The organism is Sphingomonas changnyeongensis, assembly GCF_009913435.1.
Taxonomy (GTDB): Bacteria; Pseudomonadota; Alphaproteobacteria; order Sphingomonadales; family Sphingomonadaceae; genus Sphingomonas_B; species Sphingomonas_B changnyeongensis.
This window is the reverse complement of record NZ_CP047895.1, coordinates 2490889-2516874: the sequence shown is the minus strand read 5'-3', so window position 1 is coordinate 2516874 and position 25986 is coordinate 2490889. Positions and strand designations below refer to the sequence as shown.

The window sequence follows — 25986 nt, the reverse complement described above, 5'->3', positions numbered from 1 at the left end:
GGGCGCGGGTGTCATGGGGGGCGGGCGGCGATGTGTCCGGGCATGGCGGCGCTGAGACGAACCGGCCGCCGCGTCAGCATTGCCCCGGCGGGTCGTCAGTTGATGTTTGCAATGGTGCAGCAAGCTGCCAAGATCGGCGGCGGGGGACAGCAGCATTGCAGTGGCGACTCGGCCTTCTGATCCTGACGGCGGCGCTGGCCGGTGGCTGCACATTTGTGCGGATCGAGGATGGATCGGGCGTGCGCCGCCATGCGCATCTGGGGCCGGTCGCGGATCCGGCGGCACCGGGCCTCATCGTGTCGCGCACCGAGGTGCTGGGCCTGGGCTGGGCCAGCGGCGGGCTGGTGCTTGGCTGGGCGCGCGAACATGCGGTCAGGGGACGCGGCGTCGATGACTGCCGCGTGGTGATTTTCCGGCTGCCGGCCGATCCGGCCGAGGCGCGCCAATGGCGCGAACTGATCGCCGGGCGGCCCGACATCTGTGTTGCAACTGACGAAAAAACATTGGGGGAACAAGGGGATGCCACGCAATAAAGTGTCGATTGCGCTGCTGGCGCTGCTTGGCGGCTGTGCCGCGATGGAGCAGGCGCCGCTCGTCTATTCATCGGCCAAGCAATTCGGGCTGGGGGTGAAATCGGGCGCGCCCGATGCGCCGGGGCTTGATGTCACCATCGGTTTCAGGGCGCTTGATGCGGCCTATGTCCCGGTCGCGGTCGCCAAGCAGTGCCCGGCAGGGCAGCAATGTTCAGGCGTCAGCTACAATGTGCTGCCGATCAACGGCAAAAGCGAGATCAGCGGGCTGCGCCAGGTCGATGATCAGCGCATCGCTGCTGAAACCCGCGCGATCGAGGAGGGCGTGCGCGCGATCGACGAGCGGGCACGGCGGAAGGCCGCATTGGCGGCAAGCGTGGCCGAGATAAAGCTGCTGGCGACCGATCAGGCGCGGCTGGCCGCGCTGACCGCCGCAGCCGCTACCGCGCCATTGTCAGCCACCGAAGACGCCGAGCGCGTGCAGCTGCAGGCGCGGGTCGACCGCGTGACGAAGCTCGATGCCCAGGCGCTCGGGGCCGAAATCACCAGGCTGGAAGGCGAAAATGCCACGACCGCCCGCCAGGTCGAGGAGGCGCGCGGGCGGCTGCGCACGCTGCTTGCCCAGCGCAGTGAGCAGACGGGCGATGCAAAGACCGATGCCCTGTCGGTCTATGGCACGTTCAACGGCGATTCGAGCGGCAATGTCGATGGCGCGTCGCTGCGGCTGGGCAACACCTTTTCAACCGGCGTTGCCGCGCAGAACATGACCCAGGGTCTGCGCGAAAGCGCGCCGACCCGTGCGGTGCATGAATGTCTGGCCGCGATAAAGGTGATCCTTGACAGCAGTAAGGTTCAGGATACCGCCAAGCCTGAACTGGTCAAAGGCGTGATCGCCGCCTGCGGCCTGCCGCGCCCCGCGTCCTGAGCCCCGCGCCCTGAGCCCTGCCTCAGGCGCTGGTCAGTCCCCTGGCCACCGCCTCGGCCACCTTGATGCCGTCGATCGCTGCCGACAGGATGCCGCCGGCATAGCCGGCACCTTCGCCCGCCGGATACAGCCCGGCGACGTTGAGGCTCTGCAGATCATCACCCCGGGTGATGCGCACCGGCGATGAGGTGCGCGTTTCCACCCCGGTCATGATCGCATCGGGATGGTCGTAGCGCGCGATCCGGCGGCCGAACACCGGCAGCGCCTCGCGAAACGCCTCGATCACATAATCGGGCAGGCAGTGCGACAGGTCGGTCGGGGTGACGCCGGGCTTGTAGCTGGGGATCACCTGTCCGATCGCGGTCGAGGCGCGCCCGGCGAGCAGATCCTCCACCCGCTGCACCGGGGCGTTGTAATTGCGCCCGCCTGCGGCAAAGGCCGCATCCTCCAGCTGCCGCTGCAGCGCGATCCCGGCCAGCGGCCCGCCGGGAAAATCCCGCTCCGGCTCGATCGGCACCACCAGGCCGGAGTTGGCGTTGAACTCGGCCCGGCTATACTGGCTCATGCCGTTGGTGACGACGCGGCCCTCTTCGCTGGTCGCCGCCACCACGCGCCCGCCCGGACACATGCAGAAGGAATAGACGCTGCGGCCGTTCCGGGCATGATGGACCAGCGCATAGGCCGCCGCCCCCAGATCGGGGTGCTTGGCGCAGCGGCCATAGCGCGCTTCGTCGATCCAGCCCTGCGGGTGTTCGATGCGCACGCCGATCGCAAACGGCTTGGCCTCCATGTGCACGCCCGCTGCGTGCAGCATTTCAAAGGTCGGCCGGGCGCTGTGGCCGACGGCGAGGACGACATGATCGGCCAGAAGCGTGTCGCCGCTGTCGAGCACCAGCCCGCGCAGCCGCATGCCGCCGTCGGCGCTGCGGTCGAGGATCAGATCATCGACCCGCGTCTGCCAGCGATATTCGCCGCCCAGCCGCTCGATCTCGGCGCGCATCGCCTCGACCATCGAAACGAGGCGGAAGGTGCCGATATGCGGATGGGCCTGCCACATGATGTCGTCAGGCGCGCCCGCGCGGACAAACTCTTCCAGCACCTTGCGGCCGAGAAAGCGCGGATCCTTGACCCGGCAATAGAGCTTGCCGTCCGAAAATGTGCCGGCCCCGCCTTCGCCGAACTGGACGTTGCTGCCGGTGTCGAGCACCGCGCGCCGCCACAGGCCCCAGGTGTCCTTGGTGCGTTCGCGCACGATCTTGCCGCGATCGACGATGATCGGGCGGAACCCCATCTGCGCCAGGATCAGCCCCGCGAACAGCCCGCACGGCCCCGCGCCGATCACCACCGGCCGCTGGCCCGCCCAGCCCGGCGGCGCGGTGACCGGCGGGCGATAGGTCATGTCGGGCGTCGGCCTGACGTCCTTGTCCCCCTGATGGGCGGCAAGCAGCGCCGCTTCGTCGTCGACGGTCACATCGACCGTGTAAACCAGCTTGATCGCGCTGCGCTTGCGGGCGTCGTTGCCGCGCTTGAACAGGCTGACGTCGCGCAGGCGCGCACGGTCGATGCCCAGGCGGGCGCAGATCGCCTCGGGCAGCGCCTCGGGCGGATGGTCGAGCGGAAGGGCAAGGCCGGACAGGCGGATCATCGCCCGCGCTTTACGGCCATGGGGGGCAAAGGCCAATCCCGGCCCTGCGCGGAGCCGCAGGCTCCGGTCCCGATGCTCTGGCCTCGACGCTCCGGGCGCTGCTGGATAGGGAAGGGCGATGATCGCCGCCGACCTTGCCTGCCATCCCGAGACGCCGTCCGCCGCCGTGCGCGCGGTCGTGGTTACCCTTGATGCGGGCGCGGGCATGGCCGGGGGCGCGGACAGGGCCGGGCGCGCGGACAGGGCCGGGGGCGTGTCGGCGGACGGGCCGTGGCGGCTGTGCTGGCGCGTGGTCGCCGCCGCGCGGCTGATCGTCCCCGATCCCGCGCCGCCGCTGCGCACCGACGGCCTGTGGCGCATGACCTGCATGGAAGTCTTTGTCCGGCCGGCGGGGCAGCAGGGCTATATGGAGGTTAACCTGTCGCCGTCCGGAGCCTGGGCGGCCTATCGCTTCGATGCGCCGCGCGCGGGGATGCGCGATCTTGATTGCCCGCCGCCGCGCATCGCCGCGCGGTTCGACGGCGATGATTTCGTGCTGGAGGCAGAGCTTGCGCCGCCGCCTGGCGACGGCCCGTTCGACATTGCGCTGTCCTGCGTGATCGTCGAGCAGGGCGGCATCACCAGCTATTGGGCGCTCGCCCATCCGCCGGGGCGGCCCGATTTCCATCATCCCTGTTGCTTTGCGCGCCGACTGCCGCCAGCCATGCCGGCATGATCCGTTTTGGCCTTGATCGGCTGATCGCCGAACCCGAACTGCGCCGCCCGCTCGCCGGCCGCCGCGTTGCCCTGCTCGCCCATCCTGCCTCGGTGACCGCCGATCTCGTCCATGCGCTCGACGCGCTGGCGGCGCTGCCCGACCTGAAGCTGACCGCCGCGTTCGGGCCGCAGCACGGGCTGCGCGGCGACAAGCAGGACAATATGATCGAATCGCCGGATTTCACCGATCCGGTCCACGGCATCCCGGTGTTCAGCCTGTATGGCGAGGTCCGGCGGCCGACGCCGGCGATGCTCGACAGTTTCGACGTGATGCTGATCGACCTGCAGGATCTGGGCTGCCGGATCTACACCTTCATCACGACCCTGCTCTATGTGCTGGAGGCCGCAGCCGCGACCGGCAAGTCGGTCTGGGTGCTCGACCGGCCCAATCCCGCCGGGCGGCCCGTCGAGGGCATGACGCTTCGGGCCGGGTGGGAAAGCTTTGTCGGCGCAGGGCCGATGCCGATGCGCCACGGGCTGACGCTTGGCGAACTCGGCCTGTGGTTCATCGACCATTTCGGTCTCGACGTCGATTACCGGCTGATCGCCATGCAGGGCTGGCAGCCCGATGCCGCCCCCGGCTTTGGCTGGCCGGGGAGCGAGCGCATCTGGGTCAATCCCAGCCCCAATGCGCCCAATATCGGCATGGCGCGCGCCTATGCCGGCACGGTGATGCTTGAAGGCACGACCCTGTCCGAGGGGCGGGGGACGACCCGCCCGCTCGAACTGTTCGGCGCGCCCGACATCGACGCCCGCGCGCTGCTGGCGGACATGACGGCGCTCGCGCCCGGCTGGCTCGCCGGCTGCCATGTTCGCGACTGCTGGTTCGAACCGACCTTCCACAAACATGCCGGGCAGTTGTGTGCGGGGCTGCACATCCATGCCGAAGGGCCGGGCTATGACCATCAGGCGTTCCGGCCCTGGCGGCTGCAGGCGCTCGGCTTCAAGGCGATCCGGCGGCTGCGGCCCGATTATCCGCTGTGGCGCGACTTTCCCTATGAATATGCGTTCGGCCGCCTGCCGATCGACGTCATCAATGGCGGGCCGGGGCTGCGCGAATGGGTCGATGATCCGGCCGCCCGCCCCGCCGATCTCGACGCGCTGGCGCAGCCGGACGAGGCGGCATGGGTCGCGGCCCGGATGCCCTATCTCAGATATTGACGGCGACTGACCTCGCGCCTCCGTGTCAACACCAGATTGACTCGCATGCGAATCACGGCAAACCCTAGGGGATCGCGTGATTTTTCGAGTCTGTAGCGGCTCGGTAACCATTTTTTCACACGAACGGGGCAGCGTCGCTGCGCCGGAGGCAGTGGAAAGCGTCCGGGGGAGGTCGCTGTGGAGTCGAATCTGCGTTACTATGCCCGTCGTGCCGCCATGGAAGCGGCCGCCGCCGCCAAGGCCGTGACGCCGGAAGCGCAGATGCGGCGCCAGGCGCTTGCCGAACGTTATGCCGCCAAGCTGCGCGAGCTGTCGCTGCAGGCCTGACCGGTATCGCGGGGGCGCGTCCCCCGACATCCGCCTCCGACATCCTCGACCGCCCGGCCTATCGCCCCGGCAACGCCAGCCCCCGGCCTGATCCATCCGGCTCCCTGATCCACCCGGTTCCCGTCCGGCTTGGCCCGTCCCGCCCATCCCGCTATCGCCGCGCCATGACCCGGATTCGCGCCGACCAGATGCTTGTCGAACGCGGGCTGGCCGAGAGCCGCGCCCGCGCCCAGGCGCTCATCCTTGCCGGGCTGGTGTTCGCCGGCGACCGCCGCATCGACAAGGCCGGCCAGCCGCTCGCCCCCGACACTGCGCTCACCGTCAAGGGCCGCGACCATCCCTGGGTGTCGCGTGGCGGGATCAAGCTGGCGCACGGGCTCGATCATTTCGGCTGGGACGTGACGGGGGCGGTCGCGATCGATGTCGGTGCCTCCACGGGCGGCTTTACCGATGTGCTGCTGACGCGGGGGCGGCGCGCGTCTATGCGGTCGACAGCGGCACCAATCAGCTGGCCTGGAAGCTGCGCCAGGATCCACGCGTGATCGTGCATGAACAGACGAGCGCACGCATCCTCGATGCCGGCCATGTGCCCGAGCCGGTCGATCTGGTGGTCTGCGACGCGAGCTTTATCGGCCTGGCCAAGGTGCTCGAACGGCCGCTTTCGCTTACTGTGCCGGGTGCGCGGCTGCTCGCGCTCATCAAGCCGCAGTTCGAGGCCGGTCGCGCCGATGTCGGCAAGGGCGGGGTGGTGCGCGATCCTGCCGTCCATGCCCGGGTGTGCGCCGATGTCGCTGCCTGGCTGGAGGGGGCGGGCTGGCAGGTCGCGGGCGTGACGCAGAGCCCGATCACCGGGCCTGAGGGCAATGTCGAGTTCCTGATCGCGGCGGTGCGGTCCGCAGGGGAGCCGGCGCCCTCAGCTGACTTATCAACCTGATACACGCTTGCAATCGGGCGTGGCCGACCCTAGCGAGCGTTGACCCATGTCCAGAATCGCGCACCCCCTGACGCTGTCCGCGACCCTGAAGCTGCTGGCGCCGCTGGCTCTGGCCGGCCTTGCCGCCTGTTCGGATGGCGATGCCGGGCGTCGGCCGACCGAGCCTCTGGTCCGCGCCGATCCGGTGCGCGCGGAGCGTTTTGTCGACCGGCTGGACGCGGTCGGCACCGCGCGGGCCAATGAACAGGTGACGCTGGCCGCGCCGGTCACCGAACGGATCATCCGCCTGAACTTTTCCGATGGCGGCTATGTGCGCAGCGGCGAGATCGTCGCCGTGCTGGCGCGCGGGCAGCAGGAGGCGCAGCTCGCCGATGCGGAGGCGCGCGCGCGCGAGGCGGGCAAGCAGCTGGAGCGGCTCGATGAGCTGCGCCGCCGCGGCTTTGCCACCAATGCCGCGTTCGATGCCCAGGTCGCCGCCGCCGAATCCGCCCGCGCCCAGGCCGCGCAGGCGCGGGCGACGATCAGCGACCGCATCATCCGCGCGCCGTTTTCGGGCTATGTCTCGCTGCGCAACATCTCGACCGGGGCGATCGTGCAGGCCGGGTCGGAGATTGCGACGATCAGCGACCTGTCGCGGATCAAGCTTGATTTCACCGTGCCCGAGACGATGCTCGCCGCCGTGCGCGAGGGGCAGGGCGTCGAGGCCCGCGCCGCCGCCTTCCCCGACCGGGTGTTCAACGGCCGGATCGAAAGCATCGACCCGGTGATCAACCCGCAGACCCGCGCCGCCACCGTGCGCGCGATCCTGCCCAATGACGACCGCAAGCTGCTGCCCGGCATGCTGCTGACCGTGGGCATCGTGTCGGCAGCGCGCGAATCGCTCGCCGTGCCCGAACTGGCGGTGGTGGGCGAGGGCGAGCGCAGCTTTGTGTTCGTCGTCGAAGGCGGCGTCGCCCGGCGGGTCGCCGTGCGCACCGGCATCCGCGACGGGCTGAAGATCGAGATTCTGGAGGGCCTCAAGCCCGGCCAGCGGGTGGTGACCGAAGGGGTCGTCAAGCTGACCGACGGACAGAAGGTCCGGCTTGCCGACGGGCCACGCGGCGGAACCGGCGGCTGACGGCCATGCAGCTTTCCGACCTGTCCGTCCGGCGCCCGGTTTTTGCGGCAGTTGTCGCGATCCTGCTGACGGTGGTCGGCGCGCTGGCGTTTCTCGGCCTGCCGGTGCGCGAATATCCGGACACCGATCCGCCGATCGTCTCGATCGAAACTGTCTATACCGGCGCTGCGGCCAGCGTCGTCGAATCGCGCATCACCCAGCCGCTCGAAGAGACGCTGGCGGGGATCGAGGGCATCCGCTCCATCGTCTCGCGTTCGCGCGACGGGCGGTCGGACATCACCATCGAGTTCAATCCGGGCCGCGACATCGACGCCGCTGCCAATGACGTGCGCGACCGGATCGGCGGGGTGGGCGACGATCTGCCCGAGGATGCGCTGGCACCCCAGATCCGCAAGGTCGATTCCGACGCTTTCCCGATCCTGTTCATCGTCTTTTCCAAGCCCGACTGGGACCGGCTGCAGCTGAGCGACTGGATCGACCGTAATGTCGTTGATCGTTTCTCGACGCTCGACGGCGTGGCGCAGGTGTTTGTGGGCGGCGAGGCGCGGCCGTCGATGCGCATCTGGATCGATCCGGAGCGGCTGGCCGCGTTCCAGCTGACGCCCGGCGATATCGAAGCGTCGCTCCGCGCCCAGAATGTCGAGCTGCCGGCCGGGCGGCTGGAATCGCAGGACCGCAACGTGTCGCTGCGCGTCAACCGCGCCTTTGCGACGCCCGAACAGTTCCGCCAGCTGGTCGTCGGGCGCGGCGACAATGGCTATCTGGTCCGGCTGGGCGATGTCGCGCGGGTCGAGCTGGGGCCGGAAAATCCCTATCAGCAGTTCCGCCTGAACGGTCAGCCGGCGGTGGGGCTGGGGATTGTCCGCCAGTCGGGGGCCAACACCCTCGCCGTGGCCGATGCGGCCAAGCGCACCGCCGCCGCCCTGACCCTGCCCGAAGGGATGAAGACCAGCATCGGTTCGGATGAAAGCCAGTTCATCAGCCGGGCGATCGACAAGGTCTATCAGACGCTGATCGAGGCGGCGATCCTGGTCGTCCTCGTCATCTTCCTGTTCCTCGGTTCGTGGCGGGCGACGATCATTCCCGCGGTGACCGTGCCGATCTGCCTGCTGGCCAGCTTTGCCGTGCTGTGGCTGCTCGGCTATTCGATCAATCTGCTTACCCTGCTGGCGATGGTGCTGGCGATCGGGCTGGTGGTCGACGACGCCATCGTCGTGCTCGAGAATGTCTATCACCGCATCGAACAGGGCGAGACGCCGCTGGTCGCGGCGTTTCGCGGCACCCGCCAGGTCGGCTTTGCGGTGATTTCGACGACCCTGGTCGTCTGCGCGGTGTTCGTGCCGATCATGTTCCTCGCCGGACAGACCGGGCTGCTGTTCCGCGAACTGGCGGCGGCGATGATCGCCGCCATCGCCTTTTCGGGCTTTCTGGCGCTCAGCCTCGCGCCGATGCTGTGTTCCAAGCTGCTGCGCGCGGAAAAGCGCAACCGGCTGACGAGCCGCATCGACGATGCGTTCCAGGCGCTCGAGCGCGGCTATGGCCGGCTGCTCGCCCGTTCGATCGCGCGGCCGGCGGTGGCGCTGATCATGACCGTCGCGCTGCTCGGCGGCGCGGTGTTCCTGTTCAGCCGGACGCGCTCCGAACTGGTGCCGGCAGAGGATGTCGGCGTGCTCCAGATCCAGACCGCGGCACCCGAAGGCACGGGCTTCGACACCATCGTCGCCTATCAGCGGCGCGCCGAAAACCTGTTGCTGCCGCTGCTGAACGAAGGCCCGGTGCGCTCGGTCATCAACCGTGCGCCCGCCGGGTTCGGGGCCAGCGAGGACTTCAACTCGGGCACCTTCATCCTGTTTCTGAAGCCGTGGGAAGAACGCACGGCGACAACCCAGGAAGTGGCCAACCGGGTCAACCAGCTGATGGCCGGGCAGACGGCGCTGCGCGGCAATGCGCAGCCGCGCTCGGCGCTGGGCGGGCGTGGCCAGCCGGTCAGTTTCGTGATCGCCGGCCCGACCTATGAAGGGCTGGTGCGCGCGCGCGACCGCATCCTTGCCGCCGCCGCCGACAATCCGGGGATCATCAACCTCGATTCCGATTACAAGGAAACCAAGCCGCAGCTGGCCATCCGCGTCGATACGACGCGTGCCGGCGATCTGGGCGTGTCGGTCGATGCGGTCAGCCAGGCGCTGCAGACGCTGCTCGGCTCGCGGCGTGTGTCCACCTATGTCGACCGGGGCGAGGAATATCGCGTCATCGTCCAGGCCGAACGCGCCGGGCGCGCGGCTCAGGCCGATCTGGCGCGCATCTATGTTCGCAGCCGGTCGGGCGAGCTGGTGTCGCTCGCCAATCTCGTCACGCTGTCGGATACCGCCGGCCCGCGCGATCTGGGGCGGTTCAACAAGCTGCGCGCGATCACTTTGTCGGCGGGCATCGCCCCCGGCTACACGCTTGGCGAGGCGCTTGCCTTCCTGGAAGCGGAGGCGAACCGCGCGCCCGAAATCACCGCCATCGGCTATCGCGGCGAAAGCCAGAGCTTCAGGGAAACCGGCGACTCCATCGTCTTCGTGTTCGCGATGACCGTGCTCGTCATCTATCTGCTGCTGGCGGCCCAGTTCGAAAGCTTCGTCCACCCCGCCGTCATCATCACCACCGTGCCGCTGGCGGTCGCCGGCGGGCTGGTCGGGCTGGCGGCGGTCGGCGGCACGCTCAATCTCTACAGCCAGATCGGCATCGTCATGCTGGTCGGGCTTGCGGCCAAGAACGGCATCCTGATTGTCGAGTTCGCCAACCAGCTGCGCGACGAGGGGCTGGGCGTCGTCGCGGCGGTCGAGCGGGCGGCGACGCGGCGGCTGCGGCCGATCATGATGACGTCGATCGCAACGGTGATGGGGGCGGTGCCGCTTGCCATCTCGTCCGGTCCCGGTTCGGCCGCGCGCGGCGCGATCGGCGTGGTGATCGTGTTCGGCGTGACGATCGCGACCGCCATCACCCTGTTCCTGATCCCGATCCTTTATGCGCGGCTGGCGCGTTACACCGGCTCGCCCGAGGCGGTCGGCCGCGCGCTTGATCAGGCGCTGGATGCGCCGGCGACGGGTGAGGGAACGGACAGTCACGCGGATCAGGGCCGCGGCGCAGGCGGGGAGAGGCCGGCGCCGGCCGAATAAGCAAGGGGAGAATAAGGGGTGGGTCAGCTTGCATCGCGGTCGCAGCTCAACATGGCCTTTTTCCGCAAGGCCGTGGTCACCGTGCCGCTTATCGTTCTGCTCGGCAGCGCCGCCGGCCGGCTTGCCAACTCCGGCTATGACAATCTGTGGTTCGCCAGCCTTGTCCGCCCCGCATCCATGCCGCCCAGCTGGGCATTCGGGCTGGTCTGGGGCACGCTTTACGTGATGCTCGGCCTCGCGCTGGCCGTCGTGCTCAACGCGCGCGGCCACCGGTCGCGGGAAATGGCGGTGGTGCTGTTCGCCGTTCAGCTGGCGCTCAACCTTGCCTGGTCGCCGCTGTTCTTCGCCTTTCATCAGGTGACCGCCGCCTTTTACCTGATCCTGGTGATGATCCTGGCGGCGCTGGCGACGGTGTTCGCCTTTGGCGCGGTGCGCCCGGTCGCGGCCTGGCTGATGGTGCCCTATCTCGCCTGGCTTTGCTTTGCCGCCGCGCTCAACAACGACTATCGGATGCTCAATCCCGATGCCGAACGGCTTGTGCCGGGCGCCGTCACCACCCAGATTGCAGGCTGAAGGAGCAGGCGATGCAGAGCGAGAACCGGTTTTTCGACGATATGTCCAAGATGCTGAACGGCCTGGCCGGGACGATGGCAGGCGTGGGCCGCGAGGCCGAGGCCGCGATGCGCGAGCGTGCCCGCGAATGGATTGCCGGCATGGATTTCGTCAGCCGCGAGGAGTTCGAAGCGGTGAAGGCGATGGCCGCCGCCGCGCGCGACGAGGCCGATGCGCTGAAGGCGCGGCTCGACGCGCTCGAGGCGCGGCTGGGCAGCAGCTGAGGATTGCCGACGACCGACGGCGCAGGCGAACGGGCAGGGTGCCGGGCGATGGCCGCCCGGCGCTTATCCACAGCTTTGTCGCCTTTTTGGCCGATGCTTGCTTGTTCGCCCGGCACGGGCTTGCGATCACCGCGCGGAGACGCATGGCCGGGACGCGCAGATGATGACGCTTGAAGATTTTGAAGGCCCGGAAACGGATCCGGCCGCCCCGATCGACATGCTGGAAAGCTATTTCGCCGCCCATGGCTGGTCGCATGACCGGTCGGGCGATGACGAGATCGTCGCCCATGTGAAGGGCAGCTGGACCGAATATGAGCTGCGCGGCGTCTGGCGCGACGAGGATCAGGTGCTGCAGTTTCTGGCCCTGCCCGACATCAAGGTCACCGAAGACAAGCGCGCGGCGATCTATGAGGCGATCGGGCTGGTCAATGAACAGCTGTGGCTCGGGCATTTCGAGCTGTGGTCGACGAGCGGCATCCTGCTGTTCCGCCATGCCGCGCTGATCGAGGGGGACGAGCCGACCATGTCGCTCGCCCAGACCGAGACGCTGATCGAAAGCGCGATCGACGAGTGCGAGCGCTATTACCCGGTGTTCCAGTTCGTGCTGTGGGGCGGCAAGACCCCGCGCGAGGCGATTGCCGCCGCGCTGATCGAGACCCAGGGCGAAGCCTGAACGCCGCCGGGCGCACCCGCCCGGCTGTCCGGCGCTTCAGGCCTCTGCCGTCACCACCCGGTTGCGGCCCTCGCGCTTCGCCCGGTAGAGCGCCTGGTCGGCGGCGCGCAGCATCTGGCGGCCATTTTCGCCCGCCGCGAGGCCCGCGACCCCCGCCGAGAAGCTGACCTGGCCGATCGGCTCTCCGGACTGTTTGGCGATCAGCCGCCGGTCCTGCAGATCGGCGCGGACATCGTCGACGATGCGTGCGGCCTCGTCGACCTCCATGTCCTGGAACAGCATGACGAACTCTTCGCCGCCGTGGCGCGCGACATAGCAATTGTTCGATGAGGCCGAGGCAAGGCGCTGGGCCACGAACTTCAGGATGCGGTCACCGACATCATGGCCATGGGTGTCGTTGATCTTCTTGAAATGGTCGATGTCGCAGAATGCCAGCGCCAGCGGCTTGCCTTGTTCGCGGGCATGGCCGACCGCGCGGCGCAGCTTGGCCTCGAACGCGCGGCGGTTGGCAAGGCCGGTCAGCGCGTCGCTTTCGGCCACGCGCCGGGCCTCGGCCAGGCTGCCGCGCAGCTCGTTCATCTGCTTGCCGGCATCGCGCAGCTGCGCTTCGGCGGCGCGCGTCCGGTCGATCATCGAGCTGGTCAGCTGGACGAGCGTGGCGAGCACATTTTCAGGCGCAAAGCCGGCCAGCCCGGCAACCTGGGTTTCAAGCGCCTGGCCATAAGCGGTGGCATCGGCGCGCGACTGTTTGGCGACCCCGGCAATCTCGGTCAGCCCCATCTGCGCCTTGTCGATCAGATCGGCGAGCAACTCGGCCGACATGTCGGTGCGCACTTCGGCCAGGATCAGTTCGGCCGATTCGGGCGAAAGCTGCCCCTCACGCGCCACCGCCCGGTCGACGGCGTCGACCAGCTTGCGGTCGGCATTGGTCAGATAGCCGTGCACCAGCTCGTAATGGGCGGGCGTCGGTTCGAGATTATGCGCTTCGAAAAACGTGCCGATGCGGTCGAACAGCGTCAGCTCGCGGGGCTCCGGCGCGGGGGCGGCGGCGCGGCATGGTCTTCCGTCCGCCCGAACAGGCTGCGGACGGCATCGGCCAGCCGCTGGGTGCGGGCGCGGGCATCGTCGCCATGCGGCACGCGCCGGTCGCCAGCCGTCGTCATATCGGGGTGCGCCGCATCTGCAGCCAGTTTGTTCATGGGTCTCATGCTCGACATAACGACCGCCTCGGATGGTTCTTCACTAGGGCCAACGGATTTCCGTCCAGCGCATGAATATGGTTTATGCCGCGTTAACCTGCGCATCCCGCGCAGATTCCCGCCAAGGATGATGAACGGATGGTTTTCGATTGGGCGTCTGAGCGGCCCTTCTGGATGATCGGGTGCGGCAACATGGCCGGGGCGATGCTGACCCGCTGGCTGGCGGCAGGCGCGCCCGCCAATGGCATCACCGTCATCCGCCCCAGCGGCGTCGCGCCTGCCGCCGGGGTGCAGACGCTCACCGCCCTGCCGGAAGGGCCGGTGCCCCGGCTGGTCCTGCTCGGCATCAAGCCGCAACAGCTTGATGCCGTCGCCCCGGCGCTTGCCGCGCGCATCGGGCCGGAGACGGTGCTGGTGTCGATCCTGGCGGGCACCGGCTGCGCCAGCCTGAGGGCGCGTTTCCCGGCCGCCGGAGCGATCGTGCGCGCCATGCCCAACACGCCCGTGGCCCTTGGCCGCGGGGTGGTGGCGCTGACCGGCGACCGGGTGGATGCGGTCACCGCGCTGATGCGCCCGCTCGGCCTGGTCGAATGGATCGACGATGAAGAGGATTTCCACCTGGTCGCCGCGCTTGCCGGCAGCGGCCCGGCCTTTGTGTTTCGCATGATCGATGCGCTGGCGGCGGGGGCAGCCGATCTGGGCCTTGCCCCGGATCAGGCGGCGCGGCTGGCGCTGCACATGGTCGAGGGCGCAGGCGCGCTGGCCGCGGGCGCTGGGGAATCGCCCGCCCGGCTGGCGGACCGGGTCGCCAGCCCCGGCGGGATGACGCGCAAGGGGCTGGACGTGCTCGACGCCGATCAGGCGCTCGCCCGGCTGATGCGCGCGACCCTTGATGCCACGGCGGCGCGCGGCCGTGAGATGGCGGCGGCCTTTCGTTGAACGAACGGCGATAGCGGCGTCTCGCCCTCAGCCCCTGGCGGTCAGCCCTTCGAGCACCGCCCAGAACCCGCCGACCGCATCCGGCCCGGCATGGCCATAGGCGGCGGCCAGCCGGGCACGCATCGCCTCGAACAGCCGGGCCTCCAGCGCCGCACCCTCGGGCGACAGGCGCAGCCTTTTCTGCCGCCGGTCGGTGGCGCCGGGCCGGGTTTCGACCAGCGCCTTGGCGCCCAGCTCCGCCAGCACGCGGTTGAGCGACTGTTTGGTGATGCCCAGCCGCGCGATCAGCTCGCCGACCGTCAGGTCCGGGTGGCGGGCGATGAAATACAGCGCCCGCTGGTGCGCGCGGCCCAAGCCGGCTTCGTCCAGCAGCGGATCGACCGCGCGGGCAAGCAGCGCCTGGCCGGCAAACAGCAGGTCCAGGCCCCGCCGCACCTCCGCCTCGCGCAAAAACAGGGCGCTCGCGCCCGGTTTGAGGACCGTCATGTTGACCGCCCCTGCCATCGGCCATAGGCGGCGGCAAGTCATGTTGGAAGGACGACCATGATTGCCGACGATCTGCGTTTCACCACCACCGCGCATCCCGCGCCGGTCGATGCCGATGAACGCGCGGCCCGGCTCGTCGATCCGGGGTTCGGCCGGGTGTTCACCGACCATATGGTCACGATCCGCTATGCCGAGGGCAAGGGCTGGCACGATGCCGTGATCGGCCCGCGCGGCCCGCTGACCCTCGATCCCGCGACCGCCGTGTTCCATTACGCGCAGGAGATTTTCGAGGGCATGAAGGCCTATCGCCTCGATGATGGCGGCATCGGCCTGTTCCGGCCCGAGGCCAATGCGCGCCGTTTCCGCCAGTCGGCGCGGCGGATGGCGATGGCCGAACTGCCCGAGGCGCTGTTCCTGCGTTCGATCGAGGAACTGGTGCGGATCGACCGGGACTGGATTCCCGCGATTGACGGCGGCGCGCTCTATCTGCGCCCGTTCATGATCGCGTCGGAGGTGTTTCTGGGCGTCAAGCCGGCGTCGGAATATCTCTACATGGTCATCGCCTCGTCGGTCGGCGGCTATTTCAAGGGCGGCGCGCCGTCGATCACCATCTGGGTGTCGGGCGACTATACGCGCGCCGCGCCCGGCGGCACCGGGGCGGCCAAATGCGGCGGCAATTATGCGTCCAGCCTGATCGCCCAGGCCGAAGCCATCGCCCAGGGCTGCGACCAGGTCGTGTTCCTCGACGCGGTCGAGCGCCGCTATGTCGAGGAACTGGGGGGCATGAACCTGTTCTTCGTGTTCGACGATGGCGAAATCCGCACCCCGCCGCTCGGCGGCACCATCCTGCCCGGAATCACCCGCGAATCGATCCTGACGCTGGCGGCCGAGGAAGGGCTGCGGGTCAGCGAAGCGCCCTATGCGCTCGACGACTGGCGCGCCGATGCGGCAAGCGGGCGGCTGCGCGAAACCTTTGCGTGCGGCACCGCCGCCGTCGTCACCCCGGTCGGCCATGTCGCCTCGGCCGAGGGGCGCTTTTCGATCGGCAATGGCGGGCCGGGCGCGGCGACGCTGCGGCTGCGCGAGCGGCTGGTCGCGATCCAGCGCGGCGCGGCCCCCGATCCGCATGGCTGGGTGCACCGCATCGCCTGATCGATCGCGGCCCGCGCGTTGCGGGCCGCATACCCTCTTTTCACCGGCGCAGCGGCAGCTATAAGCGCCGCTCGCCTGCTGGGGCGTCGCCAAGCGGTAAGGCACCGGTTTTTGGTACCGGCATGCGCAGGTTCGAATCCTGCCGCCCCAGCCAGATTTTCATGCAGCTGATTGTCGGGTGATCTGCAGCCGATCACCCTGACGAGCTGGCGTTGATGCGCGGTGACCCAGCGACGGTGCCGGTTCAGTCCTGAAGTGCCGGTGCGGACTTCGCTGGGATCGCATAGGCGGTGAACTCGTCGCCGTTGCAGCGGAAGGTCGCGCCGTTGGCGGGTGTCCAGGTGGTCAGCTGCGGCGCGAGTGCCGGATAGGCGGCAGCGAGCGACGCGCGCGCGCTGACGATATCGGCAGAGTATCGCATGGCGTTGCGGCGCTCCCGGTCAGGCATCTTTTCCAGCGCCAGCATTTCATAATCGCCGAGATACACCACCTCGCCGGGCCGGAGCGAGAAGCGCGGGGCACCGAAACAGAAGCTGTCTGTATAGGTCACGTTAAACGTGCGCCCGGCGAGAACATAGTCGCCAGCGGGCACGATCGCGACGCGCAGGGCCTTTTCGCCCTTTTTGCCGCCGAACAGCGTGTAGGAATATGTCAGCTTGGCGCCCGCCGGTTTTCCGTCGGGTCCGGTCACGACCTGCTGCGTCGCGGGATCATAACGGTGAACAAGGATGCGGTTGTCCCCCGCCATGGTCGACGCATGCGCCCTGAGGACGATCATCGCCTCGCCGGACGCGGGCACAGGGCGTTCGGGCTTGGTCAGGTCCACCTGCTCGGTCAACTGCGCCGCAGCCGGGCTCGCCAGCGCCAGCCCGATGATCGCCGTCATTTCTTTCGCCACAGCACCGGCTCCGCATAATCGTTGCGCCATTCACGCAGCATTTGCCCGCGGGCGGGCTGCTGCGCGCCGACCAGAACCGCAAGCTCACGCTCCCGTGCGGCATCCGGAAGGGCTTTCCAGGTGCGGCCTTCCTCCGCCGTCATCGCGTAAAGCCGCCAGCCGCGGATCACCATGCAGTTTTCCAGGTTGACCCGTTGCAGCCTCTCGCCGGCAAAGGCACCGCCAAGAACCCCCGCAAGGCCGCCGGCAAGCACGTCGACGGCGTTGATCTGTGAGTCCGCGCCCGATGCGATGGCGCGGCACTGGGCGGTGTCTGCCGCCGCCTGTTCAGCAGTCGCGCCGGGCTTGTTGAAGAAAAAGCCATGGCCGCGATCGACCCGCGCCTCGGCCAGCGCGGTGGCGGGAATGAGCGTGAGCATCAAACCGCCACAGGCGCGAAGTTTTTCGATGCCCGGTCGTTTCGCTCGTCGTGTCATTGTTCCACCCGCCCTTGTGGGAATGAAAGTTAACTCTCTCGTTTTTGTCGGGCAAGGCGGGTGTCGGGGCTGTTCTGGTCGACAATGGATGCTTTGGGTCTCGCCCAGACAAACCCGCCGGCGTCAGAAAAAAGAGGCGGCGGCCATGTGGCCACCGCCTCTCCGGGGTGATGCGTCTGGCCCGGGTTCGGCCGGGTGATGTGCGGTTCAGCCCTGCTGCTTGGCGCGGCTGGTCTTGCCGGCGGCGGCGCGCTGGGCGGCGCGGGCGGCGCGGCCCTTGGAGCCGAGGCCGATCTTGAGCGCGAGGTCGCGGCGCTGCTTCGCATAGTTTTCCGCGACCATCGGATAATCGGGCTTCAGCTTATAGCGTTCGCGATACTGTTCCGGGGTCAGGCCGTGGCGCGCCAGATGGCGCTTCAGCGACTTATAGGGCTTGCCGTCGATGAGCGAGATGATGACGTCCTTCGACGCCAGCGACTTGCGCACCGACACCGCCGGTTCGGCGCCGCCTTCGGCGATGGTTTCGCCGGGCTGTTCGTCGCGCGCCGACAGGCCGTTCAGCGTCGCATGCATCTTGTGCAGGAACGCCGGCACGTCTTCCGCGCCCGCACGGTTGTTGGGGTTGTTCAGCCAGGCAATCGTCAGTTCGGTCGCCAGTTCGATCATGTTCGGCGACAAATCGGTATCCGTCATGTTTCCTCCAATCCGGATGTATTCTGTCGCCCGTTGTCATGACCGTCAACATACGGAAATGCCGCAGGACTGTCCTTTTTACGAACAATTTCCGCCCGGGCGTCCGCCGGGGCCAGTTGTGCGGCGCGGCGCGACTGGCGCGGGGCGGCGTCATTTCCCTGCAACGCAAACCGCTCTACAAACCCGCGAACAGGTTCAGGGAGATCCAGATCATGCAAAGCCCGTGGCAGCACCATCGCCAGTCCGGCATCGCCGACGACATCGATTTCGAGATCAAGGGGCAGGAGCTGCAGTTCGTCGAGATCGAGCTGGATCCCGGCGAAAGCGCGGTGGCCGAGGCGGGCGCGCTCGTCTGGAAGGATGCGAGCATCGACATGACGACGGTGTTCGGCGACGGCAGCGGCGGCAGCGATGGCGGGTTCATGGGCAAGCTGCTGGGCGCGGGCAAGCGGCTGATCACCGGCGAAAGCCTGTTCACCACCGTCTTCACCCATAACGGGTCGGGCAAGGCGCGCGTCGCCTTTGCCGCGCCGACGCCCGGTTCGATCCTGCCGATCCGGCTGGACGAGGTCGGCGGCACGCTGATCTGCCAGAAGGACGCGTTTCTCGCCGCCGCCAAGGGCGTGTCGATCGGCCTGCAGTTCCAGCGCCGCGTGCTGACCGGCCTGTTCGGCGGCGAAGGCTTCATCATGCAGAAGCTGGAGGGCGATGGCTGGGTGTTCGTCCAGATGGGCGGCACGGTGGTCGAGCGCGTGCTGGCGCCGGGCGAGGAAATCCATGTCGATACCGGCTGCATCGCCGCGCTGACGCCGAGCGTGGATTTCGATCTGGTGACGGCGGGCGGCGTGCGCAGCGTGCTGTTCGGCGGGGAAGGGCTGTTTTTCGCCCGGCTGACCGGGCCGGGCAAGGTGTGGATCCAGTCGCTGCCCTTCTCGCGCCTGGCCGGGCGGATGCTAGCCGCCGCCGGTGGACGCGGCCAGAATCGCGGCGAGGGATCGGTGCTGGGCGGGCTGGGCGACTTTATAGGCGGCAACCACTGATGCTGTCCGGCGGGCGGCCCGCGCCGGTGTCGCGCCCGCTGATTTGCCCGCGCATTTGACGAAAAAACCCTTTATGGGCCGGGGCATGTTTGCCCCGGCCATCCCCCCGGCCTGGCGTGTCGAGGCGGCGGCGACCGCGCGGCTGGCCAGCCCGATGATCCTGACCAACCTGTCACAGGCGGCGATCCACACGACCGATGTCGTGCTGCTCGGCTGGCTGGGGCGGGGGCGCTGGCGGCGGGTGCGCTGGGCAGCAATCTCAACATCGCGTTTCTGATCTTCGGCATGGGGCTGGTCACCGCCGCGTCGCCGCTGATCGCCCAGCGCATTGGCGCGCGGCCGCATGACGTGCGCGACGTGCGCCGCACCGTGCGGCAGACCATGTGGGCGGCGATCGCGCTAACCGTGCCGATCTGGATCGCGCTGTGGCATGCCGAAGCGATCTTCCTCGCGCTCGGCCAGCGGCCCGATCTGGCGCGCGATGCGGCGCTGTTCACCCGCTATCTGATGTGGGGGTTCCTGCCCGCGCTCTGCTATCTGGTGCTGCGCGCCTTTGTTGCCGCACTCGAACGGCCGGCCTGGGCGCTGCTGATCGGGGTGATCGGCGTCATCGTCAATGCGGTGGTCAATTACGGCCTGATCTTCGGGGCTTACGGCTTGCCGGCCATGGGGCTGGCGGGGGCGGGGCTGGGCAGTGCGATCACCCAGACGGCGATGTTCCTTGGCCTTGCGACCGTGGTGTCGGTGCATCCGCGCTTTCGCCGCTATCATCTGTTCGGCCATTTCTGGCGGGCGGACTGGCCGCGCTTTGCCCAGGTGTGGCGCATCGGCGCGCCCATCGCCATGACGCTCGGCCTTGAAGTCACGGTGTTCAGCGCCGCCGCCTTCATCATGGGTGTGATCGGGCCGGAATCGCTTGCCGCCCATGCCATCGCCATCCAGCTCGCCTCGCTGACGTTCATGGTGCCGCTCGGCCTGTCGCAGGCGGCGACCGTGCGGGTCGGGCTGGCGGCGGGGCGGCGTGATCCGGCAGCCATCGGCCGGGCGGGATGGACGGCGCTGACGCTCGGCACCGGCTTCATGGCGCTGGCGGCGCTGGTGATGGTCGCCATCCCCGACCGGCTGGTGGCGCTGTTCATCGAACCCGGCCCGGCCAATGCCGATGTCGCGGCACTGGCGGTGTCGTTCCTTGGCGTCGCGGCGATCTTCCAGATCGTCGATGGCGCGCAGGCGGTGGGCGCGGGGATGCTGCGCGGCCTGTCCGACACCAAGGTGCCGATGGTCTATGCCGCGCTCGGCTATTGGGCGATCGGGCTGGGCGTCGGGCTGGGCCTGGCCTTTCCGGCCGGGCTTGAAGGGCTGGGCGTGTGGATCGGGCTGGCGGCGGGGCTGGCCGTCGTGTCGGTGCTGATGGTCGGCCGCTGGATGCGGCGTAGCCGGCTGGGGCTGGTGCCTGAGGGGTAAAGGTTGGTCGCGGGGGTGTTTGTTTGCGCGCCTCGCGGCACTGGGAGTCTTTGTTCGGTCGCGGCACCGGCCCGCTCCCCCACCCGGCCACCCATATGATACTGCCGTTGGGTGGCCGGGTGGGGGAGCGGGCCGGTGCCGCCGTGCGGCGTGAGCCGCACCACAAACAACCGGAGCGGGCCGGTGCCGCCGTGCGGCGCGAGCCGCACCACAAACAACCGGTGCGGGCCGGTGCCGCGACCGCGCCGTCAGGCGCGCATTTCAAGCCCGCATCCGCGTTCCTTCGCCGGGCGCGGTCGTCCAGCCCAGATGGGGGACGGAGATTGTCCGCCGCCCGGCCAGATCGGTGCGGCACACGATCAGATTGCGTTCCTCGATATAGCTGAGCAGCCGGCGGATGCGGCCGAGCGAGCTGGTGCCATAGCTGGCCGCCAGCGCATCGTCCGACGGGCAGGGCGCGCCGCCTTGTGCTGCGCGCGCGATCATCAGGAACGGGGCCAGCATGTCGTCGGGCAGCGCCTGGGCAAGCGCGATGGCGTCCTGCCAGTGCGGCTCGTCCGGATCGGCAATGCCGGCGCGCGCGGCGGCCAGCCGCCGGGCAAAGCCGATCGGGTCGAGATCGGGCCGCGCCAGCCCGGCCATCCGGCAGCGCAGCTGGAAATCCTGATAGATTGACGCAATCGGCCGTCCGCGCTGGTCGGGATCGGCGACCAGTTCGGCGAGCACCCGCGCGATGATCAGCGGCTGTTCCTCCGCCGCGCATTCGGGGACGGCGGGGGCCGCGACCGGCATGCTGGCGGCAAGCGACTGGATCAGCAGATCAGAGGCGAGCGGCCGGGCGACCGGTGCCGGGGCGGGGGGCGGCGGTTCCTCGGCAACCGGCGCGAACAGCAGCCCCTGCAGATCCTCAGGCGAGGGCGTGGGCAGCGGCGACAGGCGCGGGGTGAAGCCCGCCGATCCGGTTTCGACCGCGCCGATGCGGATGGCGAGCGGGCGACGCGACAGCGCCGGGCCGAGGGCGAGGAAGGTGCCGCGTTCCAGATCGCGAATCTCCTCCGCCTGCCGCCGCTCCATGCCCAGCAGATCGGCGGCGCGCGCCATGTCGATGTCGAGAAAGGTGCGCCCCATCAGGAAGTTCGAGGCTTCGGCCGCGACATTCTTGGCAAGCTTGGCAAGCCGCTGGGTCGCGATCACCCCGGCCAGGCCGCGCTTGCGCCCCCGGCACATCAGGTTGGTCATCGCCCCCAATGAGGCGCGGCGCACCTCCTCGGCCACCTCGCCGCCGCCCGCGGGGGCGAAGAGCTGCGCCTCGTCGACGACGACCAGCGCCGGATACCAATGGTTGCGCGGCGCATCGAACAGCGCGTTCAGAAAGGTGGCGGCGCAGCGCATCTGCCCTTCCGCCTCGAGATTTTCGAGGCTGAGCACCACCGAGGCGCGGTGTTCGCGGATGCGCGCGGCGATGCGCGCCACTTCGCGCTCGCTATAGCCGTCGCCTTCGACCACCGCATGGCCATAGCGTTCGGCGAGCGTGACGAAATCGCCCTCGGGGTCGATCACCACCTGCTGCACCTGACCCGCCGAGCGTTCGAGCAGCCGGCGCAGCAGATGCGATTTGCCCGACCCGGAATTGCCCTGCACGAGCAGCCGGGTCGCCAGCAATTCCTCCAGATCGATCGCGGCCGGCGCGCCCGACCGATCGGTGCCGAGTTCGACGCGAAAAGTCATGTCTGGGCTTTGGCCGCGCGGGGCCGCCCCCGGCAAGCCCCGAACGCGGCGACCGGCGCACAGAGCTGGGGATGAATCACCCCCGGCCCCCGCCCGCGCATCAGGCCGACCGGGCGCGCACCACCTGTTCGAGCACGCTGAGCGGCATCGCCCCCAGCGTCAGCACATCATGGAAGCGCTTGAGATCGAAGGACGCGCCCGCGCGTGCCTTCGCCTCCTCGCGCAGCCGCACCCAGACCGTATGGCCGATCTTGTAGCTGGTCGCCTGCCCCGGCCAGACGGTGTAGCGGTCGATCTCGTTCTGGCTGCGGCCGCGGGCGATCCCGGTCGTTGCAATCAGATAATCGGTCGCCTGTTCGCGGCTCCACCGCTTCACATGCAGGCCGGTATCGACCACCAGCCGCGTCGCGCGGAACAGCAGCGACTGGAGATAGCCGACCCGGCCGAGCGGATCGCCGTCATACATGCCCAGCTCGTCGGCCAGCTGCTCGGCATAGAGCGCCCAGCCTTCCGAATAGCCGCTGAAAAAGCTGCGGCGGCGGATCATCGGGATCGATGTCGATTCGAGCGCCAGGCTGACCTGCAGATGATGGCCCGGCGTCGCTTCGTGATGGGTCAGCGTCTTGAGCCCGAACACCGGCCGGTCGAACGTGTCGCGCAGATTGATGAAATAGCTGGCCGGGCGCGAGCCATCGAGCGGGGCGTTTTCATAATAGGCCCCGGCCGAGCCGTTCTGGATTTCCGGCGGCACGCGCCGCGCTTCGACCCGCGATTTGGGCAAAGTTGCAAAGGCGAGCGGCAGCTTCGCCTCGATCGCCGCGATCTGGCGGTTGAGCAGCGCGATCAGCTCGGCCCGGCCGGCATCGTCATTGGCGAACACCTGGCCCGGACGCTTGTTGAGCGCGACCAGCCGTTCGCCGACGCTGCCCTGGCTCATCCCTTCGCCCTTCAGGATCGAATCGATCTGCGACGAAATCTGCGCGACCTGTTCGAGGCCGAGCCGGTGGATCTCCTCGCCGGTCATCGCGGTCGTGTTCGCGGCCTGGGCGGCGGCGGCGTAAAACGCCTCGCCGTCGGGCAGCCGCCACACGCCGCCGTCATGGCCGGCGCGGGCGCGCAGCCGTTCGACCTCGGCAATCTGGCGGTCGAGCGCCGGATAGACGGCATCGGCGACGATCTTCGCTGCGGCTTCGGCGCGCGCCGCCGGCAGCCCGGCGGACGCGAGCCGCCCGGCAAAGCGCGTGACCATGCCCGCTTCGGCAGCAGGCTTTGCCCGCTGATCGCCCATCAGGCGGCGGGCGATGTCGAGGATGTAATCGGGCGCGAACACCCCGGCCGCCGCATCCTCGCGCTGGCGTTCCAGATCCTGGTCGAGCGCGCGGGGCAGCGCCTCCAGCCGCGCCAGATAGGCATCGGCATCGGCGGCGCTGCGCACCGGATGGTCATCCTCCATGAACGGCGGCAGCTCGCGATAGGCCCCGGTCAGCTGCGAGATGATATAGGGGGTGAAGCGCCCGCCGGTCTCGCCATAGGCAAAGCGTTCGCCGGCGAGCGCGCGGTCGAGCTGATAGACGACGACGTCGTAATCGATGCGTGCCGCCTCGCCCAGCCGGGCGCGGTCGATCCGCCTGAGCGCCGCCCGTTCGGCCCGGCGCGCGGCGCGGCGTTTGGCCGCCCCGGCGCGCGACCGATCATCGAGACGGGCGCGCAGCGCCGCGTTCGCCCCCTGGTCCAGCCCCAGATTGGTCGCCTGTTCGGGGCTTTCGGCCAGCCGGTCGGCGAACATCCGGTCAAGCAGCGCGCGCAGCTGCGCATCGTCCGGCCCGGTCGCGGCCGTCGCGGCTGCCGCGCGGGCGGCCCCCGGCGTCAGGCCCGCGAGCAGTGCGGCGCTGGCCGTCTGGACGAACTGGCGGCGATCCATCTTTCTTTCTCCCCTTTGGCCGCGCCGGTGACGATCATGCCTGCCCGGACATGCACCCATGTCCCGAAACGCGGCACCGGCCCGTTTTTGTGTCGGCAAACCCTTAAGTCGCCTGCCGGCTGACGCAAGCGGGCCGGGCCCCCGCGCAGTTTTGTTGCACAAGCGCGCCGCTTTGCGCATGGAGGGGCGGTGGTTCGACACGCTATGCATGACTGGCTGAGCTTTGCCCAACGCCTTGCCCGCAATCCGCGCGCGGTGGGCGCCGTCAGCCCCTCCAGCCCGATTCTCGCCCAGGCCATGGCCGCGCAGGTTGATCCTGCCGCGCCGGGCCGCATCCTCGAACTCGGTCCCGGCACCGGCGCGATCACCCGCGCCCTTGTCGCGCGCGGGGTGCCGCCCGCGCGGATCGTCGCGATCGAGGCGGACCAGACCTTTGCCCGGCTGCTCGGCCAGCGCATGCCGGGGGTGGAGGTGCGCCACGGCGATGCGATGAACGCCGCCGAAGTGGCGGCCCTCGGCCCGTTCTCCGCGATCATTTCCAGCCTGCCGCTGCTCAACTTTCCTGACGAGACGGTGGCGCGCTTCGTCGAATCGATGCTCGAGCTGCTGCCGCCCGGCGCGCCGTTCGTGCAATATTCCTACGGCGTGCGTGCGCCGGTGCCGCGCGAGGCCGATGTGCGCGTGCGGCTGGCGGGCACGGTGTGGCGCAACCTGCCGCCCGCCCGCATCTGGATTTTCGAATCGGCCCCGTCACGGGCCGCCCCCATGCGGCAGGATGCCGCGACCGTCGGAGAGGAAGCCCTGGCATGAAGACGCGCGCCGCAGTGGCGTTCGAGGCGAAACGGCCGCTGGAGATCGTCGAGCTGGATCTGGACGGTCCGCGCGCCGGCGAGGTGCTGGTCGAAATCATGGCGACCGGCATCTGCCACACCGACGCCTATACGCTTGACGGGCTGGACAGCGAGGGGCTGTTTCCCTCCGTCCTCGGCCATGAAGGGGCGGGCATCGTCCGCGAGGTCGGGGCCGGCGTCACCTCGGTCGTCCCCGGCGATCATGTCATCCCGCTCTACACGCCCGAATGCCGCCAGTGTAAATCCTGCCTGTCGGGCAAGACCAATCTGTGCACGGCGATCCGCGCGACCCAGGGCAAGGGGCTGATGCCCGACGGCACCACCCGCTTTTCCTACAAGGGACAGCCCGTCCATCATTACATGGGCTGTTCGACCTTTTCGAACTTCACCGTGCTCCCTGAAATCGCGGTGGCGAAGATCCGCACCGACGCGCCGTTCCGGTCGAGCTGCTATATCGGCTGCGGGGTCACCACCGGCGTCGGCGCGGTGGTCAAGACCGCGCGGGTGGAACCGGGGGCGAACTGCATCGTCTTCGGCCTTGGCGGCATCGGCCTCAACGTCATCCAGGGGCTGCGCATGGTCGGCGCGGACATGATCGTCGGCGTCGACGTCAATCCGGCGAAGGAGGAATGGGGCCGCCGCTTCGGCATGACCCATTTCGTCGATCCGCGCACGGTGACCGGCGATCTGGTCGCCCATCTGGTCGAACTGACCGGCGGGGGTGCGGACTATACGTTCGACTGCACCGGCAACACCGATGTGATGCGCACCGCGCTTGAGGCCTGTCATCGCGGCTGGGGCGAATCGATCATCATCGGCGTGGCCGAGGCCGGGCGCGAAATCGCGACGCGGCCGTTCCAGCTGGTCACCGGGCGGGTTTGGAAGGGATCGGCCTTTGGCGGGGCCAAGGGGCGCACCGATGTGCCGCGCATCGTCGACTGGTACATGTCGGGCAAGATCGAGATCGATCCGATGATCACCCATGTCCTGACCCTCGACGAGATCAACAAGGGGTTCGAGCTGATGCATGCGGGCGAGAGCATCCGCAGCGTCGTCGTTTACTGATTACCAGCA

At 68.9% G+C, this 25986-nt stretch carries 26 protein-coding genes, 1 tRNA gene and 1 pseudogene; 19 read left to right on the top strand and 9 right to left on the bottom strand.

Annotated features, from left to right (window positions below; translation table 11 throughout):
• The first annotated feature begins 155 nt into the window (after window positions 1–155).
• On the top strand, window positions 156–533 hold the full coding sequence (locus GVO57_RS12380; protein ID WP_160593438.1) for a hypothetical protein: 378 nt from the start codon (window positions 156–158) through the stop codon (window positions 531–533).
• Window positions 520–1455 carry a hypothetical protein gene (locus GVO57_RS12375; protein ID WP_160593436.1) on the top strand — a complete coding sequence of 312 codons (936 nt, stop codon included), beginning with the start codon at window positions 520–522 and terminating at the stop codon, window positions 1453–1455. Before GVO57_RS12380 ends, GVO57_RS12375 begins: the two co-directional genes overlap by 14 nt.
• Before the next feature lie 22 nt (window positions 1456–1477).
• Here GVO57_RS12375 and GVO57_RS12370 read toward each other — a convergent pair whose 3' ends face one another.
• Complete coding sequence (locus GVO57_RS12370) at window positions 1478–3100, bottom strand: NAD(P)/FAD-dependent oxidoreductase (protein ID WP_160593434.1); 1623 nt, start codon at window positions 3098–3100, stop codon at window positions 1478–1480.
• A gap of 118 nt (window positions 3101–3218) precedes the next feature.
• On the opposite strand from GVO57_RS12370, the gene GVO57_RS12365 reads away from it, so the two are divergent.
• The 9 genes and pseudogenes from GVO57_RS12365 (at window position 3219) to GVO57_RS12325 (ending at window position 12065) form a co-directional block, all read left to right on the top strand.
• Window positions 3219–3815, top strand: a complete 597-nt coding sequence (locus GVO57_RS12365; protein ID WP_160593432.1) for a DOMON-like domain-containing protein — start codon at window positions 3219–3221, stop codon at window positions 3813–3815.
• Window positions 3815–5017 carry an exo-beta-N-acetylmuramidase NamZ family protein gene (locus GVO57_RS12360; protein ID WP_160594003.1) on the top strand — a complete coding sequence of 401 codons (1203 nt, stop codon included), beginning with the start codon at window positions 3815–3817 and terminating at the stop codon, window positions 5015–5017. Before GVO57_RS12365 ends, GVO57_RS12360 begins: the two co-directional genes overlap by 1 nt.
• 177 nt (window positions 5018–5194) lie before the next feature.
• Window positions 5195–5344 (top strand): hypothetical protein, encoded by a 150-nt coding sequence (locus tag GVO57_RS12355; RefSeq protein WP_160593431.1) that lies wholly within the window; start codon window positions 5195–5197, stop codon window positions 5342–5344.
• A gap of 164 nt (window positions 5345–5508) precedes the next feature.
• Window positions 5509–6278 (top strand): annotated as a pseudogene (locus GVO57_RS12350) (TlyA family RNA methyltransferase).
• A 46-nt stretch (window positions 6279–6324) separates the two neighbouring features.
• The gene (locus GVO57_RS12345) at window positions 6325–7395 is read left to right on the top strand and encodes an efflux RND transporter periplasmic adaptor subunit (protein ID WP_160593429.1); all 1071 of its coding nucleotides are present in this window, start codon (window positions 6325–6327) and stop codon (window positions 7393–7395) included.
• A gap of 5 nt (window positions 7396–7400) precedes the next feature.
• Window positions 7401–10556, top strand: a complete 3156-nt coding sequence (locus GVO57_RS12340) for an efflux RND transporter permease subunit (RefSeq protein WP_160593427.1) — start codon at window positions 7401–7403, stop codon at window positions 10554–10556.
• Window positions 10557–10574: 18 nt separating this feature from the next.
• Window positions 10575–11129, top strand: a complete 555-nt coding sequence (locus tag GVO57_RS12335; RefSeq protein WP_160593425.1) for a TspO/MBR family protein — start codon at window positions 10575–10577, stop codon at window positions 11127–11129.
• Window positions 11130–11140: 11 nt separating this feature from the next.
• Entirely contained in the window at window positions 11141–11392 is a 252-nt protein-coding gene (locus tag GVO57_RS12330; protein ID WP_160593423.1) for an accessory factor UbiK family protein, read from the top strand.
• Between the two features lie 160 nt (window positions 11393–11552).
• Window positions 11553–12065 carry a YbjN domain-containing protein gene (locus tag GVO57_RS12325; protein WP_456115029.1) on the top strand — a complete coding sequence of 171 codons (513 nt, stop codon included), beginning with the start codon at window positions 11553–11555 and terminating at the stop codon, window positions 12063–12065.
• A 36-nt stretch (window positions 12066–12101) separates the two neighbouring features.
• On the opposite strand, the gene GVO57_RS12320 is transcribed toward GVO57_RS12325, so the two are convergent.
• Both GVO57_RS12320 and GVO57_RS12315 read right to left on the bottom strand, forming a co-directional pair.
• On the bottom strand, window positions 12102–13010 hold the full coding sequence (locus GVO57_RS12320; RefSeq protein WP_160593421.1) for a diguanylate cyclase domain-containing protein: 909 nt from the start codon (window positions 13008–13010) through the stop codon (window positions 12102–12104).
• A 71-nt stretch (window positions 13011–13081) separates the two neighbouring features.
• On the bottom strand, window positions 13082–13228 hold the full coding sequence (locus GVO57_RS12315; RefSeq protein ID WP_160593420.1) for a hypothetical protein: 147 nt from the start codon (window positions 13226–13228) through the stop codon (window positions 13082–13084).
• Window positions 13229–13438: 210 nt separating this feature from the next.
• On the opposite strand from GVO57_RS12315, the gene GVO57_RS12310 reads away from it, so the two are divergent.
• Complete coding sequence (locus GVO57_RS12310) at window positions 13439–14203, top strand: pyrroline-5-carboxylate reductase family protein (protein WP_233281375.1); 765 nt, start codon at window positions 13439–13441, stop codon at window positions 14201–14203.
• Window positions 14204–14230: 27 nt separating this feature from the next.
• Here the strand turns inward: GVO57_RS12310 and GVO57_RS12305 are convergent, their stop codons facing one another.
• On the bottom strand, window positions 14231–14689 hold the full coding sequence (locus tag GVO57_RS12305; protein WP_160593416.1) for a MarR family winged helix-turn-helix transcriptional regulator: 459 nt from the start codon (window positions 14687–14689) through the stop codon (window positions 14231–14233).
• A gap of 57 nt (window positions 14690–14746) precedes the next feature.
• Between GVO57_RS12305 and GVO57_RS12300 the strand changes: the two genes are divergently transcribed.
• Entirely contained in the window at window positions 14747–15841 is a 1095-nt protein-coding gene (locus GVO57_RS12300; RefSeq protein ID WP_160593414.1) for a branched-chain amino acid aminotransferase, read from the top strand.
• A gap of 79 nt (window positions 15842–15920) precedes the next feature.
• Window positions 15921–15995, top strand: a tRNA-Gln gene (locus GVO57_RS12295).
• 90 nt (window positions 15996–16085) lie between these two features.
• Here the strand turns inward: GVO57_RS12295 and GVO57_RS12290 are convergent.
• From GVO57_RS12290 to GVO57_RS12280, 3 genes are all read right to left on the bottom strand, one after another.
• Window positions 16086–16727: a hypothetical protein gene (locus GVO57_RS12290; protein WP_160593412.1), complete on the bottom strand. Its 642-nt coding sequence runs from the start codon at window positions 16725–16727 to the stop codon at window positions 16086–16088.
• On the bottom strand, window positions 16724–17158 hold the full coding sequence (locus GVO57_RS12285; protein ID WP_160593410.1) for a hypothetical protein: 435 nt from the start codon (window positions 17156–17158) through the stop codon (window positions 16724–16726). Before GVO57_RS12285 ends, GVO57_RS12290 begins: the two co-directional genes overlap by 4 nt.
• Before the next feature lie 264 nt (window positions 17159–17422).
• Window positions 17423–17908, bottom strand: a complete 486-nt coding sequence (locus tag GVO57_RS12280; RefSeq protein WP_160593408.1) for a MucR family transcriptional regulator — start codon at window positions 17906–17908, stop codon at window positions 17423–17425.
• 212 nt (window positions 17909–18120) lie between these two features.
• Here GVO57_RS12280 and GVO57_RS12275 point away from each other — a divergent pair, with 212 nt between their 5' ends.
• The 3 genes from GVO57_RS12275 to GVO57_RS12270 all read left to right on the top strand — a co-directional run bounded on the left by GVO57_RS12275 (window position 18121) and on the right by GVO57_RS12270 (window position 20412).
• On the top strand, window positions 18121–18948 hold the full coding sequence (locus GVO57_RS12275; RefSeq protein WP_160593406.1) for a TIGR00266 family protein: 828 nt from the start codon (window positions 18121–18123) through the stop codon (window positions 18946–18948).
• A gap of 73 nt (window positions 18949–19021) precedes the next feature.
• A complete protein-coding gene (locus tag GVO57_RS15670; RefSeq protein ID WP_407695691.1) occupies window positions 19022–19225 on the top strand; it encodes a hypothetical protein in 204 nt (67 codons plus the stop codon).
• Window positions 19162–20412, top strand: coding sequence for an MATE family efflux transporter (locus GVO57_RS12270; RefSeq protein ID WP_407695729.1), 1251 nt, complete (start codon window positions 19162–19164; stop codon window positions 20410–20412). Before GVO57_RS15670 ends, GVO57_RS12270 begins: the two co-directional genes overlap by 64 nt.
• Before the next feature lie 261 nt (window positions 20413–20673).
• Here GVO57_RS12270 and GVO57_RS12265 read toward each other — a convergent pair whose 3' ends face one another.
• Entirely contained in the window at window positions 20674–22140 is a 1467-nt protein-coding gene (locus tag GVO57_RS12265) for an ATP-binding protein (protein ID WP_160593404.1), read from the bottom strand.
• A gap of 100 nt (window positions 22141–22240) precedes the next feature.
• Window positions 22241–24061 carry a DUF885 domain-containing protein gene (locus GVO57_RS12260; RefSeq protein WP_160593402.1) on the bottom strand — a complete coding sequence of 607 codons (1821 nt, stop codon included), beginning with the start codon at window positions 24059–24061 and terminating at the stop codon, window positions 22241–22243.
• Window positions 24062–24250: 189 nt separating this feature from the next.
• On the opposite strand from GVO57_RS12260, the gene GVO57_RS12255 reads away from it, so the two are divergent.
• Both GVO57_RS12255 and GVO57_RS12250 read left to right on the top strand, forming a co-directional pair.
• Window positions 24251–24871: a class I SAM-dependent methyltransferase gene (locus GVO57_RS12255; RefSeq protein ID WP_160593400.1), complete on the top strand. Its 621-nt coding sequence runs from the start codon at window positions 24251–24253 to the stop codon at window positions 24869–24871.
• Window positions 24868–25977 (top strand): S-(hydroxymethyl)glutathione dehydrogenase/class III alcohol dehydrogenase, encoded by a 1110-nt coding sequence (locus tag GVO57_RS12250; protein WP_160593398.1) that lies wholly within the window; start codon window positions 24868–24870, stop codon window positions 25975–25977. Before GVO57_RS12255 ends, GVO57_RS12250 begins: the two co-directional genes overlap by 4 nt.
• Window positions 25978–25986: the final 9 nt, after the last annotated feature.

Coding starts and splice junctions, on each gene's coding strand:
- GVO57_RS12260 (WP_160593402.1), bottom strand. CDS start 24,061: ATGGATCGCCGCCAGTTCGTCCAGACGGCCAGCGCCGCACTGCTCGCG.
- GVO57_RS12370 (WP_160593434.1), bottom strand. CDS start 3,100: ATGATCCGCCTGTCCGGCCTTGCCCTTCCGCTCGACCATCCGCCCGAG.
- GVO57_RS12310 (WP_233281375.1), top strand. CDS start 13,439: ATGATCGGGTGCGGCAACATGGCCGGGGCGATGCTGACCCGCTGGCTG.
- GVO57_RS12275 (WP_160593406.1), top strand. CDS start 18,121: ATGCAAAGCCCGTGGCAGCACCATCGCCAGTCCGGCATCGCCGACGAC.
- GVO57_RS12265 (WP_160593404.1), bottom strand. CDS start 22,140: ATGACTTTTCGCGTCGAACTCGGCACCGATCGGTCGGGCGCGCCGGCC.
- GVO57_RS12305 (WP_160593416.1), bottom strand. CDS start 14,689: ATGACGGTCCTCAAACCGGGCGCGAGCGCCCTGTTTTTGCGCGAGGCG.
- GVO57_RS12300 (WP_160593414.1), top strand. CDS start 14,747: ATGATTGCCGACGATCTGCGTTTCACCACCACCGCGCATCCCGCGCCG.
- GVO57_RS12330 (WP_160593423.1), top strand. CDS start 11,141: ATGCAGAGCGAGAACCGGTTTTTCGACGATATGTCCAAGATGCTGAAC.
- GVO57_RS12315 (WP_160593420.1), bottom strand. CDS start 13,228: ATGACGACGGCTGGCGACCGGCGCGTGCCGCATGGCGACGATGCCCGC.
- GVO57_RS12250 (WP_160593398.1), top strand. CDS start 24,868: ATGAAGACGCGCGCCGCAGTGGCGTTCGAGGCGAAACGGCCGCTGGAG.
- GVO57_RS12290 (WP_160593412.1), bottom strand. CDS start 16,727: ATGACGGCGATCATCGGGCTGGCGCTGGCGAGCCCGGCTGCGGCGCAG.
- GVO57_RS12280 (WP_160593408.1), bottom strand. CDS start 17,908: ATGACGGATACCGATTTGTCGCCGAACATGATCGAACTGGCGACCGAA.
- GVO57_RS12375 (WP_160593436.1), top strand. CDS start 520: ATGCCACGCAATAAAGTGTCGATTGCGCTGCTGGCGCTGCTTGGCGGC.
- GVO57_RS15670 (WP_407695691.1), top strand. CDS start 19,022: ATGGGCCGGGGCATGTTTGCCCCGGCCATCCCCCCGGCCTGGCGTGTC.
- GVO57_RS12285 (WP_160593410.1), bottom strand. CDS start 17,158: ATGCTCACGCTCATTCCCGCCACCGCGCTGGCCGAGGCGCGGGTCGAT.
- GVO57_RS12340 (WP_160593427.1), top strand. CDS start 7,401: ATGCAGCTTTCCGACCTGTCCGTCCGGCGCCCGGTTTTTGCGGCAGTT.
- GVO57_RS12365 (WP_160593432.1), top strand. CDS start 3,219: ATGATCGCCGCCGACCTTGCCTGCCATCCCGAGACGCCGTCCGCCGCC.
- GVO57_RS12345 (WP_160593429.1), top strand. CDS start 6,325: ATGTCCAGAATCGCGCACCCCCTGACGCTGTCCGCGACCCTGAAGCTG.
- GVO57_RS12325 (WP_456115029.1), top strand. CDS start 11,553: ATGATGACGCTTGAAGATTTTGAAGGCCCGGAAACGGATCCGGCCGCC.